Source organism: Salegentibacter flavus, from assembly GCF_900115145.1.
GTDB classification, from domain to species: Bacteria; Bacteroidota; Bacteroidia; order Flavobacteriales; family Flavobacteriaceae; genus Salegentibacter; species Salegentibacter flavus.
Window position 1 is genome coordinate 36,332 of the sequence record NZ_FOVL01000024.1, and the last position, 18,261, is coordinate 54,592.

Below are 18,261 nucleotides of genomic sequence, written 5' to 3' on the forward strand. Positions count from 1 at the left end.
AATTCAGTTCGCATCACCCTGATAAAGTTTAAACATATAATACTCAATAATTTAGGAGCCACTTTTAAATTTTGGAGCTATTTAAGGAAAATGAGATTAACTTAATCTTATGTATGCCCGATTTATAGCCGTACACGCTTTTCCGGTAGATAAAAATCAGAATTCCGGCAAGAAGATGGTCACCTTGAAAATTTTAAAAGAATAACTAAACTATTTGGCTCCGCTGCAGGTGGTTATATGAATGGCTCTTATGCTGGTTGACGGTTGCCGGATGGAAAGATAAACCATATTTATCCTATAATTTTAAAGCATTAACCTGAAATAAGTATTATGAATAAAATTATTGTACAATTTTCATTTTCTGTCTTTTTCGTTTTCTTAGTCATCGCTTGCGGGCAGAATGCTAAAGATAAAGATACGCCATGGCAGGACATCACTCCAGAAAAAGGACTAAAGGGCTGGGAAGTAAAAGGTGGTGAGGCGGAATACCGCCTGGAAAATAACACAGTGATCGGTAAAACTGTGCACGGGACGGCCAATACTTTTTTGAGTACCGAAAAGAATTATGATGATTTTATTTTAAAATTGGAATTTAAAGTTCACCCGAGTATGAATTCTGGAATTCAAATTCGCAGTAACAGCATTCATAGTTATATGGATGGTAGGGTTCACGGCTATCAAGTTGAAATCGATCCCAGTGATCGCGCCTGGAGTGGGGGAATTTACGATGAAGCCCGACGTGGCTGGCTGGTAAATTTAGAAGGGAATCCTGAAGCTCAACAGGCTTTCAAACAAGATGAATGGAATACCTATCGCGTTGAAGCCATCGGCGATACCATAAAAACCTGGGTAAACAGTGTACCGGCTGCTCATCTTATAGATGAGAAGACCGCCAGCGGATTTATTGCTCTACAGGTACACAGCATCAATGAAGATAGCGAAGAAGGTACTGAAATCAGCTGGCGAAATATTAAAATTTTGACGGAAGATTTGGAAGAATATTCAAAGGAAAGTCCACTCGAGCCTGTAATTACTAAAAACCAACTTACTAAATCGGAAGCCGAAGTTGGTTGGGAAATGCTTTGGAACGGGGAATCTACTGAAGGATGGCGTGGTGCGAAGCTTGAAGAATTTCCTGAAGAAGGCTGGGAAATAGAAAATGGCGTATTAACCGTTTTAGCCAGTGGCGGAGAAGAATCGGCGGCAGGTGGCGATATTGTGACTAAAAAACTGTATAGCGATTTTGAATTGAAACTAGATTTTAAAATCACCGAAGGTGCTAATAGCGGCATCAAATATTTTGTAGATACAGGACTCAATAAAGGTGAAGGCTCAGCTATCGGACTTGAATATCAGATTTTGGATGATGAGAGGCATCCCGATGCCAAAAAAGGTAACCACGAAGGTAGCCGAACTATGGCCTCCCTGTACGATTTAATTCAAGCCCATCCCGATAAGCCTGTAAATCCCATTAGGGAGTGGAATACAGCACGAATTATTTCAGAAGGAAATCACGTAGAACATTGGCTAAACGGTGAAAAAGTTCTGGAATATGAAAGAAAAACAGAAGAATTCAGAAAATTGATTGCTGAAAGTAAATACGAAGATTGGCCTAATTTCGGGGAACTGGAGGAGGGACACCTTCTTTTGCAGGATCACGGCAACCGCGTAAGTTTCAAAAATATAAAAATAAAAACATCTCAATATGAGCAGTAGAAGAGATTTTATCAAGAAAACAGGTTTGGCCGGAACAGGAATTGCCCTTAGCAGTTCGGCTATGGGAATGCCGGCGAGCATTTACCGGAATATTATAGGTTCAAACAATCGAATCAACATTGCCATTGCCGGTTTGGGGAGACGATTAGGTGCTTTTTTTGAACCAATTGCCGCAGAATCTTCCAATGTAAAACTACTTTATTTATGTGATGTGATGAAAAGTCAGCGGGAAAATGCACTGGAGCGTTTTTCGGGGCATATTGATTACAAGCCCAAACTGGAAACCGATTTCCGAAAAATTTTGGAAGATCAAGAAGTGGATATGTTAATCAATGCCACGCCCGATCACTGGCACACGCCGGGTTCGATTATGGCGTTACAGGCCGGAAAACATGTATATGTAGAAAAACCTTCCAGCCATAATATGGAAGAAAATGAATTGCTGATAGAAGCCCAGAAAAAATACGGAAAATTGGTGCAAATGGGCAACCAGCAACGCTCTTCGTTACATACTATTGAAATTATTAAAGATATCCATGAAGGAAAAATAGGAAAACCTTATAAAGCTGTCGCTTTTTATACTAATGCTCGGGGTGAAACTCCAATGCAGCAAAAGGCTCCAGTTCCCGATGGACTCGATTGGGAGTTATGGCAGGGGCCGGCACCAAGGAGGGAATACACCGCTGAAACCTGGGATTATAACTGGCATTGGTATGGCTGGGATCATGGTACGGCCGAAACCGGAAATAATGCCACTCACGAGTTTGATATTGCCCGGTGGGCTCTTCAGGTGGGATATCCGCAACGTGTAGAGGTAGAAGCTGCCAAACGACACTTTTTAAATGATGGCTGGGAAATGTACGATACCATGGAAGCCACTTTTAAATATGCTGATGATAAAATTATTCAGTGGGATGGCAAAAGTCGAAACGCTTATGACACATACGGCGGTGGCCGTGGAACGGTAATTTATGGTAGCGAAGGCGGGGTGTATGTAGACCGGCAACGTTACAAATTAACCGATCGCCAAGGAGAAGTAGTAAAAGAATTTAACTCGGAAAGTAACGAAGGCGGCACCGCCCTTGGGGGTGGGGGCAATATGTCGACCGCCCATGTAGTGAATCTTTTTGAAGGTATACGCGGAAAGTCAGAGCTTAATTCACCAATAGTAGATGCTAATATTAGTACGGCTATGGTACACTATTCCAACATTGCTGCTCGCCTAGGTAAAGGTTTTGATATAAATGAAAATACCGGTCGTATGTTCGACCGTGAGGCCATGGGCCTTTGGAGCCGGGAATATGAACCCGGGTGGAAGCCAAAAATTTAATTATGGAAAGAATAAGCGTTGTAATAAAAAGTGGGATAGGAGCTGTGGGAATGATATCTGCTAAGTATCCACTTAATTCCTTTTCTGGAAATGAGATTATAAATATAAAGAATAGGAGACCGTGGAAGTGGACTTATTCCTAATATTGAAAAATTGCCAAGTTTAATTTGATAGCCTGTTGTGATATACTATCCTTCCGACTTGAAAAGGCATTGTTCAAATCAAAGAAAAAGATAATAGTTATTACAGAGGAATTTGAGATGATAGAAATATAGATGCGGTTTTGGTAGTGATTCCTATCAATACCCTTGCTTCAATAAAAAATGGCGACCTGGATGCCGGTAAAACATGTTTATGAAGATAAGACTATGGCAAAGGGATTCGATAGAAAAAAAAATTAAGTTCCAAAGTTCATCAAGGAGGACATTATTATCATATTTATCATTTATAGACTCACATAATTGGTTTAAAGAAAGGAGGAAGGTGGAAAATATTACAGTTTTTGAATGTCAATAGAATTGATTTAGTGATTGGAGGAGGCCAGTTCCTCATTCAGATTTGGAAGGTTTGATTAACTGGAAAATGTATAAGGAATATTCTGGTGGACTTGTAGCTGAATTGTGTTCCCATCAGAGTGATGCAGTAAACTGGGTTTTAGATGACGTTCCCCAACAAGTTATAGAGGTTTGGGATCATAGATTATTGGAAGGATGGAACGGGGGTCTATGATAATATCCAACTTAATTATTTATATCCAAGCGGGATTAAATATAAATGACCCATTTAGAGCAGGTTATATGATTATCAAATTAAGGTTTTAGGTAATAAGGGAACTATTATTTTGGATTACGAAAAAGTGTGATTCTACCTACAAACTAAGAACGAAGAGAGAATAACATATGATTTTTGATAGTGTTTCCGTCGCAATAATGGCATGGGAAGAGGGCAAGGAAATTCTATTAGATTACAACATATACCTTCTTCAGAAAAAGCCCTGAAAGACTTTGCAGAAAGACTTCTAAATAACTCAACTCTTGCTTCAAATGTTTTAACTGGATAAAATCAGCTATATCGGTCCAGATGCTTTGCCTAGTGGAAACGTAATTAAATGGCAAAACGAATTTGATGGGTATTTTGCAATGAATTAATAATATTTATATGAAAAAAAATGTGTATTTAAATAGAAACTTTCTTCTCGAAAACAAATATTCAGAAGAACTTTTTCATAAGTATGCGGCCAACCAGCCTATTATAGATTATCACTGTCATTTATCTCCTAAGGAAATTGCCGAAGACCGGGTTTACGAGAATATAAGCCAGGTCTGGATTGCCGGAGATCATTACAAATGGCGTGCGATGCGCACCATGGGTGTCAATGAAAAATATATTACTGGCGATGCTTCCGATAAGGAAAAATTTATGGCCTGGGCCAAAACAGTGCCGCATACCCTAAGAAATCCTCTTTACCATTGGACGCACCTTGAACTAAAAAGATACTTCGGGATCGATGAATTGCTCAACGAGGATTCAGCAGAACGTATATACGAAGAAGTAAATAAACAGTTGCAACAACCTGAAAATTCTTGCCAAGGGTTGCTTAGGCAAATGAATGTTGAAACTGTTTGCACTACTGAAGACCCAACTGATACTCTGGAATATCACCAGCAACTTGAAAAAAGCGATTTCGAAATAAAAGTGAGTACAGCATTTCGCCCTGATAAGGCGATTCTTATTGAGGCCGAAACCTATAACGATTACCTGGACAAACTGGGAGAAGTAGCTGAAATTTCAATAAATTCTTATGAGGACCTTCGAAACGGCTTGCGAAAGCGTATTGAATATTTTGATTCCAACGGATGTAACTTATGTGATCACGGTTTGAGTTTTATTTCAGCAGAAGATTTTACCGAAAATGAAATTAACAAGATCTTCAGTAAAAAAAGAAAGGGAAAATCAATTTCAGATATGGAAGCTGAAAAATTTAAAAGTGCCATTTTATTATATCTTGGTGAAACTTACCATGAGTTTGGATGGGTGCAGCAGTTTCACCTCGGCGCCTTGCGTAATAATAATAAACGAATGCTAAAGCAATTAGGACCCGACACCGGTTGGGATTCCATTGGTGATTATAAGCAGGCAGAAAATCTCTCTAAATTCCTTGATAGACTTGACGGAAAGGATAAATTGACCAAAACCATCCTTTATAATTTGAATCCGGCAGATAATGAGATTTTTGCCAGCATGATAGGGAATTTTAACGATGGAAGTATTAAAGGAAAGGTTCAGTTTGGATCGGGTTGGTGGTTTTTAGATCAAAAAGACGGGATCATCAAACAACTTAACGCATTATCGAATATGGGACTGGTAAGTACATTTATTGGGATGTTGACCGATTCCAGGAGTTTTCTGTCGTATCCAAGACATGAATATTTTAGAAGAGTCTTGTGTAATTTGTTCGGCCAGGAAATCGCCAGTGGGGAATTACCAGGAGATTTAGATCTGGTAGGTAAGACCGTTTCGAATATTAGTTACCATAATGCTAAAGAATATTTTGAATTTTAGATTAAAAAATAATATAAATAATTGAATAACTATTAAATATGAAAAAAGTAGTAACATTTGGAGAGATCATGCTTCGGTTGGCCCCTCAGGAACATCTGAGGTTTTCCCAGGCCACCAGTTTTGATGTAGTCTATGGAGGTGGAGAATCTAATGTGGCAGTATCCCTTGCTAATTATGGCGTGCCTGTAGATTTTGTAACACGCTTACCTAAAAATGATATTGGTGACTGCGCACTAATGGAAATGCGTAAAAGAAACGTAGGTGTTGATAAAATTGTATTTGGAGGAGATCGTCTTGGGATTTATTTTTTGGAGACCGGAGCTGTAAGCCGTGGTAGTAAGGTTGTTTATGACCGTGCTCATTCTGCTATGTCCGAAATTGATGAGGGTATGGTAGACTGGGAAAAAGTTTTTGAAGGAACAGAATGGTTCCATTGGACCGGTATTACCCCTGCTATTTCCCAGGGAGCGGCAAATGCCTGCCTGGAAGCAGTAAAGGTGGCTAGGAAAATGGGAATTATCATTTCCACCGATCTTAATTATCGCGCTAAGTTATGGAAATACGGAGTAGAGCCGGAGGCTATAATGACCGAGCTTACTTCCTATTGTGATATCATTCTAGGAAATGAAGAGGATGCTGAAAAACATTTTGGAATAAAACCTGAAGGTCTGGATATTACCACCCAGGGTGAACATGTAAAAGCAGAAGCTTTTTTATCGGTTTGCCAACAAATGATGGAGAAATTTCCAAATGCTAAGAAAGTAATTACCACACTTCGGGGTTCACTTTCGGCTTCTCATAATACCTGGGCGGGAGTGTTGTATGATGGAGAAACCATGTTTACATCCCCGGAATATAATATCACCCATATCGTAGATAGAGTAGGTGGGGGAGATTCATTTATGGCTGGTTTGATCTATGGATTGTTGACCTATCCTGATGATGACCAGAATGCACTGAATTTTGCCGTAGCTGCTTCAGCTTTAAAGCATACCATAAAGGGAGATGCGAATTTGGTGACTATTGATGAAGTTAAAAAATTAATGGGCGGCGATGCTTCAGGGCGGGTTGCCAGATAACAAGAAAAAAGAAAAAATGGCTCAGTATTCAAGATTAGAAGTAGCATCTGTGATGCAGCAAGATGGGATGGTTCCCTTGTTCTTTCATTCAAATGTGGAATTGGGAAAAAAAGTTCTAAAGGCTTGCTATGATGGGGGCGGACGCATCCTAGAGTTTACTAGCAGAGGGGATTTTGCTTTTGAGATCTTCGGAGAGCTTAATAAATATGCTTTAAAGGATTTACCCGGAATGGTACTGGGGGTAGGATCTGTAACCGATGCTGCCGCTGCGTCTCTTTATATGCAACTGGGAGCGAATTTTATCGTTACCCCTGTCTTAAGAGAAGACATTGCTATTGTCTGTAATCGCCGCAAGGTGCTTTGGTCCCCGGGCTGTGGATCTCTTACAGAGATTGCCCGTGCCGAGGAACTGGGCTGTGAGATAGTAAAACTATTCCCAGGTGGAACTTACGGACCTTCCTTTGTTAAGGGAATTAAAGGGCCTCAACCCTGGACCAGCGTAATGCCCACCGGAGGGGTTTCTCCTACCGAGGACAACCTAAAAGGTTGGTTTGAAGCAGGTGTTACTTGTGTAGGAATGGGGTCAAAACTGATTTCCAAAGATATCCTAGAAAATAAAGATTTTGATCAGCTGAAAAAAACTGTTAGGGAAACCCTGTCGATGATTAAAACTCTTCGGAAGAAATGAGTGTAAAACCTGTATGCCAACATGAAAAGTAATCTCAATCAAAAAGCTAAAGTAGTCACCTTTGGAGAAGTTCTGATGCGTTTATCACCCTCAGATAACAGGAAGTTTCAACAGGCGCACCAATTGGATTTCTTTTTTGGAGGAACAGAAATGAATGTGGCAGCTTCATTGGCTTACTTTGGCCTTGAGGTGCAACACATTACAAATGTTTCAGATGATATTGTTGGAAATGCTGCCATGGCTAGCCTGAGAAAGTTTGGAATAGATATTTCAGCAGTAAACAAGGTTGCTCACCCATTGGGATTATACTTCTTGGAAGTTGGATCGGCTATGAGATCAAGTCAAATTGCATATAATCGGTTGCATAGTGCCTTTGCCAACATAACCCCCGGGCAGGTTGATTGGAATACTATTCTGGAAAATTGTGATTATCTACATTGGTCTGGAATCTCACCCGCTATTTCAGAGAGTGCATACTTAACCTTAAAAGAAGGCTTAGAGATCGCTCAGCAAAAAGGGATCCACGTTACGGCAGATCCCGCCTATCGTAGCAATCTATGGAAATATGGCAAAAGTGGTCCGGAGGTTTTAAAAAATTTAGTCGACCTGTCTAATATCTTTATTGGGGGAGTCAATGAAATAAATGAGATTCTGGACACCGATCATTCATCTGATGATAAGGGCTTTGTTAAAGCCAGTGAAAATTTGATAAGGGCCAGCCCTGGAATTACGAAGGTGTTTGATAAAGTTCGAAACGGTGTTAGTGCATCCTGGCAGAAGGTTTATGGGAGAGCCTGGACCGGGGAAAAGTTTATTACTACCAGCGAACTGGAGGTGACAGATGTAATAGACCGAATAGGAACTGGAGATGCCTTTGCCGCCGGACTTTTATACGGATTGCGGAATTTTGAGGATGATCTCCAGGTTTTGAATTTTTCCATTGCAGCTTGTGCCTTAAAACACACCCATGTGGGAGACGTAAACCTTGTGAATGTCGAAGAGGTTCAGGAAGTAGTTAACGGTAACGTGAGTGGAAGGATAAAGAGATAATTCAGTAAGAAAAGGATAATGATAAAAGCAGGTTATAATAGAATTATTGGTCTTGGGATATGTATAACTCTGATTTTTATTTTTACCGGATGTGGGGAGTTCATAGGTAATAAAACTGTAATTAAATTGGCCCATGGTCTCGACACTTCTCACCCTGTGCACGAGGCCATGCTCTTTATGGCAGAGCGCGCGAAAAAGAAGTCAAACGGGAGTTTAGAGATTGATATCTACCCGAATCAACAATTAGGTACTGAACGGGAGGCTTTGGAGCTTCTGCAGATTGGAAGCTTGGGAATGACAAAGGTATCTACAGGAGTCTTAGAGAATTTTGTACCCAGTTTAAAGGTTTTCGGACTTCCTTTTTTATTTCGGGATCGTGAGCATCGCTTTAAAGTTCTTGAGAGTGAATTAGGCGAAAAATTTTTAAATGATGGATTAGGTAAACGATTGAAAGGTCTCACGTTTTACGATGCCGGCAGTAGAAGCTTTTATGGTAAAAAACCAATGGACAGTCCGGAAGACCTGGAGGGCCTTAAACTACGGGTTATGGAAAGTAACACTGCAATGAATATGGTGCAAATGCTTGGCGGCTCCCCAACACCAATTGCCTGGGGCGAACTCTACACTGCCTTGCAACAGGGAATAGTAGATGGGGCCGAAAACAATTTGCCTAGTTTCTATTTGTCCAGGCATTATGAGGTGTGTAAATATTATATGGTAGATGAACATACCTCCCCTCCGGACGAGTTGCTTATAAGCACCCTTGTTTGGAATAAACTTTCAGAAAAGGAAAAAGAATGGCTCAAAGAGGCTGCTATGGAATCTTCGGAACATGAAAAAAAATTATGGCGCGAGGCTGAACTGGAAGCTTTGGAAGAAATTCAAAAAGCAGGTGTGAAGGTAACCTATCTTGACAAGGAAGATTTTAGGGAAATGGTTCAGCCTATGTATGAAGAATTTTCCAAAGACCCGGAAATGAAAAAAATCATTGATGCTATACAGGCTATAAAATAAAAGATTATGAAACCTATTCTGGATAAAATTTTGGGGATGCTCCTGGTTTTTTTAATGGTTGTAATGGTTACAGCCGTTTCCTGGCAGGTGTTTTCCAGATATATCCTACAAGCCTCGAGTTCTTATACTGAAGAAATAGCTCGATATCTATTAATATGGATAGGCATATTAGGAGCAGCCTATGTTTCTGGACAGCAGCAACATCTTTCTATAGATATTTTAGCGCCGGAATTAAAGCCGGAAAACCGAATTAAGCTTAGAATAGGGATTAATATTCTTATAATTCTTTTTTGTCTTGTAGTATTGGTAATTGGAGGTAGCAACCTGGTGTATTTAAATTATTTGCTGGGCCAAACCTCGGCTGCACTTAATATTCCACTGGGAGCTGTTTACATGGTAATGCCTATTAGCGGGGTGCTCGTGATCATCTACAAAATTAATGAGCTTTTGAACCCTAAACAGTATTTGGTATAATGTTAGAAATATTAATTCTGGTTGTTTCTTTTTTAATCCTGCTAAGTATTGGAGTGCCGGTCGCTTGGTCTATTGGAATTTCCTGTGTACTCACTATGTTGGTTTCCATAGATTCTATGGCGGCCTATACAACAGTAGCCCAGCGTATGGCCACAGGCTTAGATAGCTTTTCGTTGCTTGCCATTCCCTTTTTTATTCTTGCAGGACAGATTATGAATCAGGGCGGAATTGCTACAAAATTAATTGATTTTGCCAAAGCTTTGATCGGTGCACTGCCTGGAGGTTTGATTTATGTGAATGTAATTGCCGCGATGTTGTTTGGGGCTATTTCTGGTTCTGCAGTAGCAGCTACCTCGGCAATTGGAGGAATTTTAGGACCAAGAATGGAAAAAGAAAATTATTCCAGGGAATTTGGTGCTGCAATAAATGTAACAGCTTCCACTACTGGGTTGGTGATACCACCGTCCAATGTTCTTATTGTTTATTCCCTTGCCAGCGGAGGGGTTTCTATTGCTTCCCTTTTCCTTGCAGGTTATATTCCCGGTATTTTAATGGGCCTTGCCCTTATGCTTACCGCCGCTTTCTGGATTAAAAAGAAGAAATATCCTCAAGGAGAAAGCAGTAGTATTAAAAAAATTCTCTATACATTTTTTGACGCTTTCCCAAGTCTCTTCCTTTTGATCGTTGTAATTGGTGGGATCGTTTCAGGAATTTTTACGGCGACCGAAGCTTCTGCAATCGCCGTATTGTATACCCTGATTCTATCTGCCATTTACCGGCAGTTAACCTGGAAAAAACTTTACAAGGTATTCCTCAATTCCGTGGGTACTACAGCTATAGTATTGCTCCTAATTGCCACATCAATGAGTATGTCTTGGGTGATGTCTTTCGAGAATATTCCACAGTCCGTAAGTGAAGTGCTACTGGGGTTAAGTGATAATAAATTTATGATCCTACTTATTATTAATTTGTTGTTATTATTCGTTGGAACATTTATGGATATGACTCCTGCCGTCCTCATTTTTACTCCTATATTTTTACCGGTAATGCACAGTTTAGGGATCGACCCCGTGCATTTTGGGATTATCATGGTGATGAACTTGTGCGTGGGTCTTAGCACACCTCCAGTGGGCTCGGTGCTTTTCATTGGGGTTAGTGTAGCCAAAACTACCATACAGAAAGTGATTAAGCCTCTTCTGCCACTTTATGTAGTGATGGTAATCGTACTTTTATTGATAACCTTTATCCCAGCAATCAGTTTGTGGTTGCCAGGCCTTTTCGATTAAAAGAATTTTAAACAAAAAATTGTACAATCGATTGTATTAATAAAATTTTTCCTAATATTGTTACTTTAACGTTGTCCTTAATTATCATTTTGATCAGTAACGAATCAATTTATTTTGGCTGGGAACCGGAAAAAACGGATTGCCCTCACAAAAAGAATATGTGGCAAATAATGCTAAGCTTGAATAATTGGAGGAAGAAGGAGAATTATAATTTCAGCCTAATTTATTTATTATCAAAAAATCAAATAAAGAAAACTAACTAATGGAGCCTAAATTTACAGAATTAAAAAATAAAGTGGTTGTTGTAACAGGTGGAGGCGGAGTATTATGTAGTACCCTGGCCGAAGCTTTGGCAAGACAGGGAGCAAAACTAGCAATTGTGGATCTTAACTTAGATGCTGCGGAAACCGTGGTCTCGAACATTAAAGAAAAAGGTGGAAATGCCATAGCCTTTAGTGCTAATGTCCTAAAAAAGGATAGTTTGCAACAGGCACACCGCGATATCAATGAACATTTAGGGCCGTGCGATATTCTGATCAATGGTGCAGGAGGAAATCATCCTAAAGGAACAACATCCAAAACGCATTTATTTGAAGAGGATCTTAAAGCGGATGAAGAATTGAAGACTTTCTTTGATCTTGATTACGACAGTATTCAATTTGTTTTTAATCTTAATTTTCTTGGAACCTTGCTTCCCACCCAGATTTTCGCCAAAGATATGATAGGAAGAAAAGGATGCTCAGTGATCAATATTTCATCCATGAATGCCTTAAGACCTTTAACAAAAATTCCTGCCTACAGCGGTGCAAAAGCAGCGGTAAGCAACTTCACTCAATGGCTGTCGGTTCATTTTTCTAAAGTAGACATTCGAGTAAATGCCCTTGCACCGGGATTTTTCCTTACAGAACAAAATCGTAGTTTATTGACCAACGAAAATGGAGATCTTACTGAAAGAGGAAATATAATTATCGATCATACTCCAATGGGGAGATTTGGAGAACCCGAAGATCTTGAAGGAACTTTATTGTGGCTTTGTAGTAACGGATCCAAATTCGTCACAGGAATTGTTGTTCCTGTAGATGGAGGTTTTAGCAGCTTTAGCGGAGTATAAAATATTAAAACAAAAAATTATGGCACTAGAACAAACCTGGAGATGGTATGGACCTAAGGACCTGGTAAGTCTTCAAGATATAAAACAAGCTGGCGCTACAGGAATTGTTACCGCATTGCACCACATCCCTAATGGGGAAGTATGGACGGTAGAAGATATTAATAAACGAAAACAGGAGGTGAAAGCTTCTAGTTTATCCTGGTCTGTAGTTGAAAGTATTCCGGTGCATGAGGATATCAAAAAGCGTACAGGAAAATATCAGGAATACATAGAGAACTACAAACAAAGCATCAGGAATCTGGGTAGCTGCGGAATTGATACTGTATGTTACAATTTCATGCCGGTGTTGGACTGGACTCGTACAGATCTTGCTTTTGAAATGCCCGATGGTTCAAGAGCTTTGCGTTTTGATGCGGCTCAGTTTGCCGCATTTGAATTATTTCTTTTGAAAAGGCCCGGAGCAGAAAAGATGTATTCTGAGAAACAAAAGCAGGCCGCAAAGGCCGCTCTGGAGCAGTTATCTGAAAAGGAAAAAGATTTACTGGTAAATAATATAATAGCAGGTTTGCCGGGAGCAGAAGAAGGATATACCCTGGATCAGTTTCAGGCTGTGCTGGATCAATATCAGAATATAGGAGAACAGGAACTCAGAGAGAATCTTTATGCATTTTTAAAAGAAATTATTCCTACAGCTGAAGAAGCAGGAGTGCTTATGGCCATTCACCCCGATGATCCCCCATTCCCAATTTTGGGACTTCCCCGGGTTATAAGTACCGAAGCAGATGCAGAAATGCTGTTGGAAGCTTTTGACAGTCCTAACAATGGACTATGTTTTTGTACCGGATCCTACGGTGTAATAAAAGAGAATTATTTGCCCGGGATGATAGAAAGGCTTGGTAACCGTATTAATTTTATTCATTTGAGAAGTACCAGTAGGGACAAAGAAGGGAATTTTCATGAAGCTGATCATTTATATGGAGATGTAGATATGTATGCGGTAATGAAAGCTTTGATAAATGAACAACAGAAAAGAATTGGGAAGGGAAGAAAAGATCATCGGCTACCAATGCGTCCCGACCACGGGCATCAGATGCTGGATGATCTTAAAAAGAAAACAAATCCCGGCTATTCAGCTATAGGCAGATTAAGAGGGCTTGCAGAATTAAGAGGTCTGGAAATTGGAATCATCCGAAGCCATTAAATAAGACCAGGTATCTAAGAGAATGTAAGACAGGCCAAATGATAAAGTCATTTGGGGGATATTAAATTGCTAAAATGTTCTAAAAATAAGAATGTCCATGGTATTCAAGAGCGGTAATGCGAAGGAATTTAGAAAAGACAAAGGATTTTGCAAAAAGCATTAGATCCATTGTGGTTTGATAATGCAGAGTATCTCTTCTAAGTAATCTGCAGATAAACGCTATTTATAGCTAGGTTTCATTACTCTCATCTTGAAATCACTTAACAAGGCAGGAACGTTTATTTGGAAAACCGAAGGCCCTAAATTTGGAAAGACGCCAAAGGTATTTTTAGAAGCTCTTAAAAAGTTCTGCTAATTTTACTTTTACCCATATTAGGTGAACTTTGCCAGCATTTGAAAAGGTAAAAAAGCTGTTACAGGAGCCAGGTGAAGAATTCAGAAAATTCATCTCTAATGTAGTTCCCACTGATTCACTTTGAAATAGCAGCATATCATATTGGAAAAAGCTATGAAGCAATATGAAAATAGTTAGCTTTTAAAAGCATTTAATAATCATAAAATCAGCTGGACATTTTTTTACTGAGGCCGAGACACTGAATGATGAGGCTTTTCAACCGTTGACTATTGGAATGCTCTTCCTTGATTAGTGTTGACCGGTTTTAGATATTAATTTTCATTATTAAGAATAGTAATTACTGGTCTTTTCTCAGGTTTAAGAGTTAACCAATAATTGATAAATTCTTTCGGACTCTTTTTCCCTAAATAATAATGGGACCTTTTAATATTTGTTTGTGACGGCCTTTCTTACCTGAGTTTTTAAATGATTAAAAGTTTATGATTTCCAGTGATCCAAATATTCTTGTTTATTCTTTCTGCATTGGAATTATTCTGTGCGCTAAGAGCCATACTTATCGTTGTAGAATTAACTTTTAGTAAATCAGTACAGGGTTTGGTAATCACTGTCTGAATGATAAATTTCTAAAGCTTTGTGCCCTTTTAGAGCCATCCTAAGGGTGTAAGCTTTCCATCATGTGTTCTGACTTGGTAACCTACCACTTGTTGGGAGTAGACTTCAATGATAAATAAAGGAAAAAAACTTGTCTTTTACCCTATAATAAGTAATATCAGATTGCCACACTACGGAAAGGGCATTAATCTCCAGCCCTTTTATCTGGTCAGGATAATAGATCTTTTCTGCAATAATAGTTCGCCTATATTTCATTTCTTTAAGCGGTAGGCTAACTGTATAAAGGTTTCTACACTCTACTAAGATCATCGGTCTCTTCCAGCAACTGTATCAGTTGGTGATCAAAAACAGCTTGCCTACGAGCATATTACTGTAAAGCCTGTTTACTAATACCGGCACTTTTATAGAGCTGATTCATGGAATAATTTATTTTTTCTTTGTTTTCCCTGAACCAGTTGATTATGGAGTGTTGTAGTTTTTTAAAGTTGATGTCAAGATCAGTCTTAGCTAACTCGATCATTTTTTTGAAATAATCTACCTGGATTTGTTGCGGCCCAAGGCCGCTTCACTTACTTTCATCCGGGCTTCCATTTCTTTTATTTTTGCATAGCTACTGTCTTTCATTTCTAAAACTCTAAATCCTTTCTCGTTAAAGTCAGGAAATTCATAAATCCATCGATAGATATTATGGAGAGGCCATAATTCCGGAACACTGTATTTTTCACTCTTAAAATCTGCAACCATCTGTTGTTTGAATTTAGCAGAAAACTCCCTTTTTCTTCTTAATTAATTAAACGATTACTTTCATAAATAGTTGACTTTAGTATTCAACCTATATCAGGGATAGAAGGCTATGGAAGTTGCGGGAAAAACTTGGAAGAATTTGGAGGCATTGAAGGATTTTGATGAACGGTTTGGTTTCGAAAGACATTTGAATTGCCAGAGGATGTTACCTGGGATTCTCAACCCCATTCTGAGATTTCGGGTTTTTGATGCAGGAGGTATTGGCGGTTTTTCTACAAACGCATTTTGGGGTAACGAGTTTTTATAGGGAAATGGGAATATAGAAAGGGTACTACAATTGATGCTTCTATTTAAAGATCAAATTTCTTTTTGGATTAGCCTGTCTCCTGAATTGAAAATTTAGGTTACTTCAAATCAATGTTTTATTGAGGGATATTAGCGTGAAATTTTGATATCATTAAAAAATTATAGGTCAAGATTTTATTTTGGGGTATTCTATTCAGGCATTTTTTTATAGTTAATTGATATAAAATGGAATCAAATTATTGTAATACATTTTTGGCTTCAAATCAAATTTCACTTAAATTGATTATATTTATAGAGTGCGAAAACACATTGAAATTCAATAAGTTATCTAAAAGATGTTGAGTTAATCGGGAGTTAGTAAGTATTAAAAAGTGTTAAATCCCTTTAAACACGGGGTGTCCCAGACGGTGTTAAGTCGTCCTGTCATCCCGACTTTTGTTGTATCAAACAACATCAAATAACACTTAAATAAATGATTTTAAACACTTTAATGAAATTGGAAATCATTTATTGTTATTTAATATCAAATAAAAAGTGACCTATTCGGTTACCTAATCGGTTACCTTTTTTTTCTTACCTTTTCCCTAGCCTTGGGGCTTTAGCGTGATTTGACTTTCAACAATTATGTTAAACCGGTTACCTAAACGAAAGGCAATGAAAACAAAACCCACTTTTCGCATCTTGTTTTGGCTGAATATAGCAAAGACAAAAAACAATCTAGCACCTATTTATGCTAGGGTCACCATCAATGGGCGTAGGGCAGAAATAAGTTTAAGGAGACAATGCAATCCTGAATCATGGGATGATAGGGCTCACCGAATAAAAGGAAGAAATCCCGAGGCCACTATTCTAAACAACTATCTCGATGCTAAATATGCCAAATTACTTCAGTGTTACGAGGACCTGCTAAAAGAAGATTGTATTATTACAGCTCGGGCAATAAAATCTCGATTTCTGGGATCAGATGCTACCTCAAAATCTCTAAAAGATATTTTGGAATATCATAAAAACACCATGGTAGATATTCTCAAATACGGAACATTAAAAAATTATGGAGCTACTGAGAAATATTTATTGAACTACCTCGCCAGGGAACACAAGACTTCGGATATCTATTTAAAAAATATCTCTTTTCAATTTGTAACCGGTTTTGACAAATTTCTAAGGGTACAAAAAGATAAGACCGGCAAACAACAGCTACATAACAATGGAGTTATGAAGCATATGGAACGGTTTAAGAAACTTACCAACTTATCTATTAAATTAGGTTGGATAGACAAAGATCCTTTTCAGAATTATAAACTAAAATTTGAAAAATATGATCGACCGTATTTGAGTCAAAGAGAATTGGATTACATTCACGAAACCAAATTTTCCCGTGTAACTCTCGAGACTACTAAAAATGTTTTTCTTTTCTCCTGCTATACTGGTTTGCCTTACACAGATGTAAAAAAGCTAACCAAAGATAATATAATTAAAGGTGTGAATGGGAAAGACTGGATCTCTTGTAGACGTACAAAAAGCCAAATTCCAATGAAAATACCGCTTCTGGAAAAGGCTCGCAGCATACTGAATGCATATGAAAATCCAACCTCAGAATTTCTCTTACCGGTTTATAGTAACCAAAAGACAAACACCTACTTAAAGGAAATAGCAAATCAATGTAAAATTTATAAAAAACTCAGTTTTCACGTTGCAAGACATACGTTTGCTACTACTGTTACACTATCTAATGGAGTGCCAATAGAAACGGTTTCAAAGCTCCTGGGGCACACCAAATTGTCTACAACGCAAATCTATGCCAGAGTATTAGATCAAAAGATTGGAGATGATATGGATCTTCTTCAATCTAAATTGTCCTAATTTTTTTGGCAAAAAAAGAATCAAAATAAAGCAATTAAGTATGATTTTGGAGCGGATCGCGGTTTTTACTTTTCAGGTGAGAGCAAAGCTCCTGGATTTTTATAATTATCTACTTCGGGAAACAGATTCACAACTTGGACAGATCTTTTTTACCTGCTGTCTTTTCTTTTTGACCGCATTTCTATTTTGTGTCTGGATGACTCCATCCGACTTGTGGGTTAAAATAACTTATACTTTTATATAACTCGGTTCTTCTTTATTATGTGTTTCAGCCATTTATTTTATTATTAAAAGAAAACGAATCAGATCAAATACACTGGAGGTTTATACTTTGAATGACAATGAACCGGTAAGATTTCAGCAAATTAATCTTAATTCTATTCCGCTAACGGAAGTTCAGGCAAATGCTATTTTCAAAGCATTCTCAGGAAAATATCTTACCGGAAACTACCAAAGCTTCCAATCTTTAATTTTAATGGAACCCGTGCCAGCCAGGAACCGATTGGAATGGAAAGATTTATCTCCAAAAAGACCAAAGCAAGTAAACCGACAAACTTTGTTAGAATTTTTAAGCCATTTGCTGATCGGTTTTGAAAACCTGGATAATCATCAAATGATTCTGTTTGTTGAGCATTATTTTGCCCTTAAAAATCCCGCAGGTATCGAACAACATTTATCCAGCAAGAATATCTCCGACTGGCGAAATAACAAAGCCACTTATCTTAAAGAAATCTCCATTATTTTCAAGACCATCTTATAGGTAATTACCACTTGATTACCTGTTACCATATTGATTTACAAGGATTTTAATTAGTCATTTGTTTCTATAACCAGAAGACAACTGCAGTGTTGTTTTTGTAAATAATAGAA

17 protein-coding genes are annotated in these 18,261 nt (G+C 38.3%); 15 read left to right on the forward strand and 2 right to left on the reverse strand.

All coding sequences use genetic code 11. The features are described 5' to 3' along the window. Positions 1-330: 330 nt before the first annotated feature. From BM266_RS14965 to uxuA, 13 genes are all read left to right on the forward strand, one after another. Positions 331-1,716, forward strand: coding sequence for a 3-keto-disaccharide hydrolase (locus BM266_RS14965; protein WP_093411128.1), 1,386 nt, complete (start codon positions 331-333; stop codon positions 1,714-1,716). Beyond that, positions 1,706-3,046, forward strand: a complete 1,341-nt coding sequence (locus BM266_RS14970) for a Gfo/Idh/MocA family protein (RefSeq protein ID WP_093411130.1) — start codon at positions 1,706-1,708, stop codon at positions 3,044-3,046. Before BM266_RS14965 ends, BM266_RS14970 begins: the two co-directional genes overlap by 11 nt. 2 nt (positions 3,047-3,048) lie before the next feature. After that, positions 3,049-3,189 (forward strand): hypothetical protein, encoded by a 141-nt coding sequence (locus BM266_RS17170; RefSeq protein WP_175494819.1) that lies wholly within the window; start codon positions 3,049-3,051, stop codon positions 3,187-3,189. 439 nt (positions 3,190-3,628) lie between these two features. Beyond that, on the forward strand, positions 3,629-3,775 hold the full coding sequence (locus BM266_RS17620) for a hypothetical protein (RefSeq protein ID WP_394333132.1): 147 nt from the start codon (positions 3,629-3,631) through the stop codon (positions 3,773-3,775). A 429-nt stretch (positions 3,776-4,204) separates the two neighbouring features. Then, complete coding sequence (uxaC, locus tag BM266_RS14975) at positions 4,205-5,608, forward strand: glucuronate isomerase (RefSeq protein WP_093411132.1); 1,404 nt, start codon at positions 4,205-4,207, stop codon at positions 5,606-5,608. A gap of 38 nt (positions 5,609-5,646) precedes the next feature. Further along, positions 5,647-6,687 carry a sugar kinase gene (locus BM266_RS14980; RefSeq protein ID WP_093411134.1) on the forward strand — a complete coding sequence of 347 codons (1,041 nt, stop codon included), beginning with the start codon at positions 5,647-5,649 and terminating at the stop codon, positions 6,685-6,687. 16 nt (positions 6,688-6,703) lie between these two features. Next, on the forward strand, positions 6,704-7,375 hold the full coding sequence (locus tag BM266_RS14985) for a bifunctional 4-hydroxy-2-oxoglutarate aldolase/2-dehydro-3-deoxy-phosphogluconate aldolase (RefSeq protein WP_093411156.1): 672 nt from the start codon (positions 6,704-6,706) through the stop codon (positions 7,373-7,375). A gap of 21 nt (positions 7,376-7,396) precedes the next feature. Continuing rightward, positions 7,397-8,425, forward strand: coding sequence for a sugar kinase (locus tag BM266_RS14990; protein ID WP_093411136.1), 1,029 nt, complete (start codon positions 7,397-7,399; stop codon positions 8,423-8,425). Positions 8,426-8,443: 18 nt separating this feature from the next. Continuing rightward, complete coding sequence (locus BM266_RS14995; protein ID WP_093411138.1) at positions 8,444-9,439, forward strand: TRAP transporter substrate-binding protein; 996 nt, start codon at positions 8,444-8,446, stop codon at positions 9,437-9,439. Positions 9,440-9,445: 6 nt separating this feature from the next. After that, positions 9,446-9,913, forward strand: coding sequence for a TRAP transporter small permease (locus tag BM266_RS15000; protein ID WP_093411139.1), 468 nt, complete (start codon positions 9,446-9,448; stop codon positions 9,911-9,913). Then, positions 9,913-11,199, forward strand: a complete 1,287-nt coding sequence (locus BM266_RS15005; protein ID WP_093411141.1) for a TRAP transporter large permease — start codon at positions 9,913-9,915, stop codon at positions 11,197-11,199. Before BM266_RS15000 ends, BM266_RS15005 begins: the two co-directional genes overlap by 1 nt. A 262-nt stretch (positions 11,200-11,461) precedes the next feature. Then, positions 11,462-12,310, forward strand: coding sequence for an SDR family oxidoreductase (locus BM266_RS15015; RefSeq protein ID WP_093411145.1), 849 nt, complete (start codon positions 11,462-11,464; stop codon positions 12,308-12,310). A gap of 19 nt (positions 12,311-12,329) precedes the next feature. Further along, entirely contained in the window at positions 12,330-13,511 is a 1,182-nt protein-coding gene (uxuA, locus tag BM266_RS15020; RefSeq protein WP_093411157.1) for a mannonate dehydratase, read from the forward strand. Positions 13,512-14,845: 1,334 nt separating this feature from the next. Here uxuA and BM266_RS17175 read toward each other — a convergent pair. Together BM266_RS17175 and BM266_RS15025 are read right to left on the reverse strand one after the other, a co-directional pair. Further along, entirely contained in the window at positions 14,846-14,998 is a 153-nt protein-coding gene (locus BM266_RS17175; RefSeq protein ID WP_175494820.1) for a hypothetical protein, read from the reverse strand. A gap of 14 nt (positions 14,999-15,012) precedes the next feature. Continuing rightward, positions 15,013-15,222: a hypothetical protein gene (locus BM266_RS15025; RefSeq protein WP_093411147.1), complete on the reverse strand. Its 210-nt coding sequence runs from the start codon at positions 15,220-15,222 to the stop codon at positions 15,013-15,015. Positions 15,223-16,182: 960 nt separating this feature from the next. On the opposite strand from BM266_RS15025, the gene BM266_RS15035 reads away from it, so the two are divergent. Together BM266_RS15035 and BM266_RS15040 are read left to right on the forward strand one after the other, a co-directional pair. Then, a complete protein-coding gene (locus BM266_RS15035; protein ID WP_093411159.1) occupies positions 16,183-17,391 on the forward strand; it encodes a site-specific integrase in 1,209 nt (402 codons plus the stop codon). A 331-nt stretch (positions 17,392-17,722) separates the two neighbouring features. Continuing rightward, positions 17,723-18,151, forward strand: coding sequence for a hypothetical protein (locus tag BM266_RS15040; protein WP_093411151.1), 429 nt, complete (start codon positions 17,723-17,725; stop codon positions 18,149-18,151). The last annotated feature ends 110 nt before the right edge of the window (positions 18,152-18,261 follow it).

Excerpts from the sequence above, each read along its gene's own strand:
- BM266_RS14965 (WP_093411128.1), top strand. The coding sequence starts at position 331 with ATGAATAAAATTATTGTACAATTTTCATTTTCTGTCTTTTTCGTTTTC.
- BM266_RS15035 (WP_093411159.1), top strand. The coding sequence starts at position 16,183 with ATGAAAACAAAACCCACTTTTCGCATCTTGTTTTGGCTGAATATAGCA.
- BM266_RS17170 (WP_175494819.1), top strand. The coding sequence starts at position 3,049 with ATGGAAAGAATAAGCGTTGTAATAAAAAGTGGGATAGGAGCTGTGGGA.
- BM266_RS14970 (WP_093411130.1), top strand. The coding sequence starts at position 1,706 with ATGAGCAGTAGAAGAGATTTTATCAAGAAAACAGGTTTGGCCGGAACA.
- BM266_RS17175 (WP_175494820.1), bottom strand. The coding sequence starts at position 14,998 with ATGATCGAGTTAGCTAAGACTGATCTTGACATCAACTTTAAAAAACTA.
- BM266_RS17620 (WP_394333132.1), top strand. The coding sequence starts at position 3,629 with ATGTATAAGGAATATTCTGGTGGACTTGTAGCTGAATTGTGTTCCCAT.
- BM266_RS14980 (WP_093411134.1), top strand. The coding sequence starts at position 5,647 with ATGAAAAAAGTAGTAACATTTGGAGAGATCATGCTTCGGTTGGCCCCT.
- uxuA (WP_093411157.1), top strand. The coding sequence starts at position 12,330 with ATGGCACTAGAACAAACCTGGAGATGGTATGGACCTAAGGACCTGGTA.
- BM266_RS15025 (WP_093411147.1), bottom strand. The coding sequence starts at position 15,222 with ATGGTTGCAGATTTTAAGAGTGAAAAATACAGTGTTCCGGAATTATGG.
- uxaC (WP_093411132.1), top strand. The coding sequence starts at position 4,205 with ATGAAAAAAAATGTGTATTTAAATAGAAACTTTCTTCTCGAAAACAAA.
- BM266_RS15015 (WP_093411145.1), top strand. The coding sequence starts at position 11,462 with ATGGAGCCTAAATTTACAGAATTAAAAAATAAAGTGGTTGTTGTAACA.
- BM266_RS14990 (WP_093411136.1), top strand. The coding sequence starts at position 7,397 with ATGAAAAGTAATCTCAATCAAAAAGCTAAAGTAGTCACCTTTGGAGAA.
- BM266_RS15000 (WP_093411139.1), top strand. The coding sequence starts at position 9,446 with ATGAAACCTATTCTGGATAAAATTTTGGGGATGCTCCTGGTTTTTTTA.
- BM266_RS14995 (WP_093411138.1), top strand. The coding sequence starts at position 8,444 with ATGATAAAAGCAGGTTATAATAGAATTATTGGTCTTGGGATATGTATA.
- BM266_RS15005 (WP_093411141.1), top strand. The coding sequence starts at position 9,913 with ATGTTAGAAATATTAATTCTGGTTGTTTCTTTTTTAATCCTGCTAAGT.
- BM266_RS14985 (WP_093411156.1), top strand. The coding sequence starts at position 6,704 with ATGGCTCAGTATTCAAGATTAGAAGTAGCATCTGTGATGCAGCAAGAT.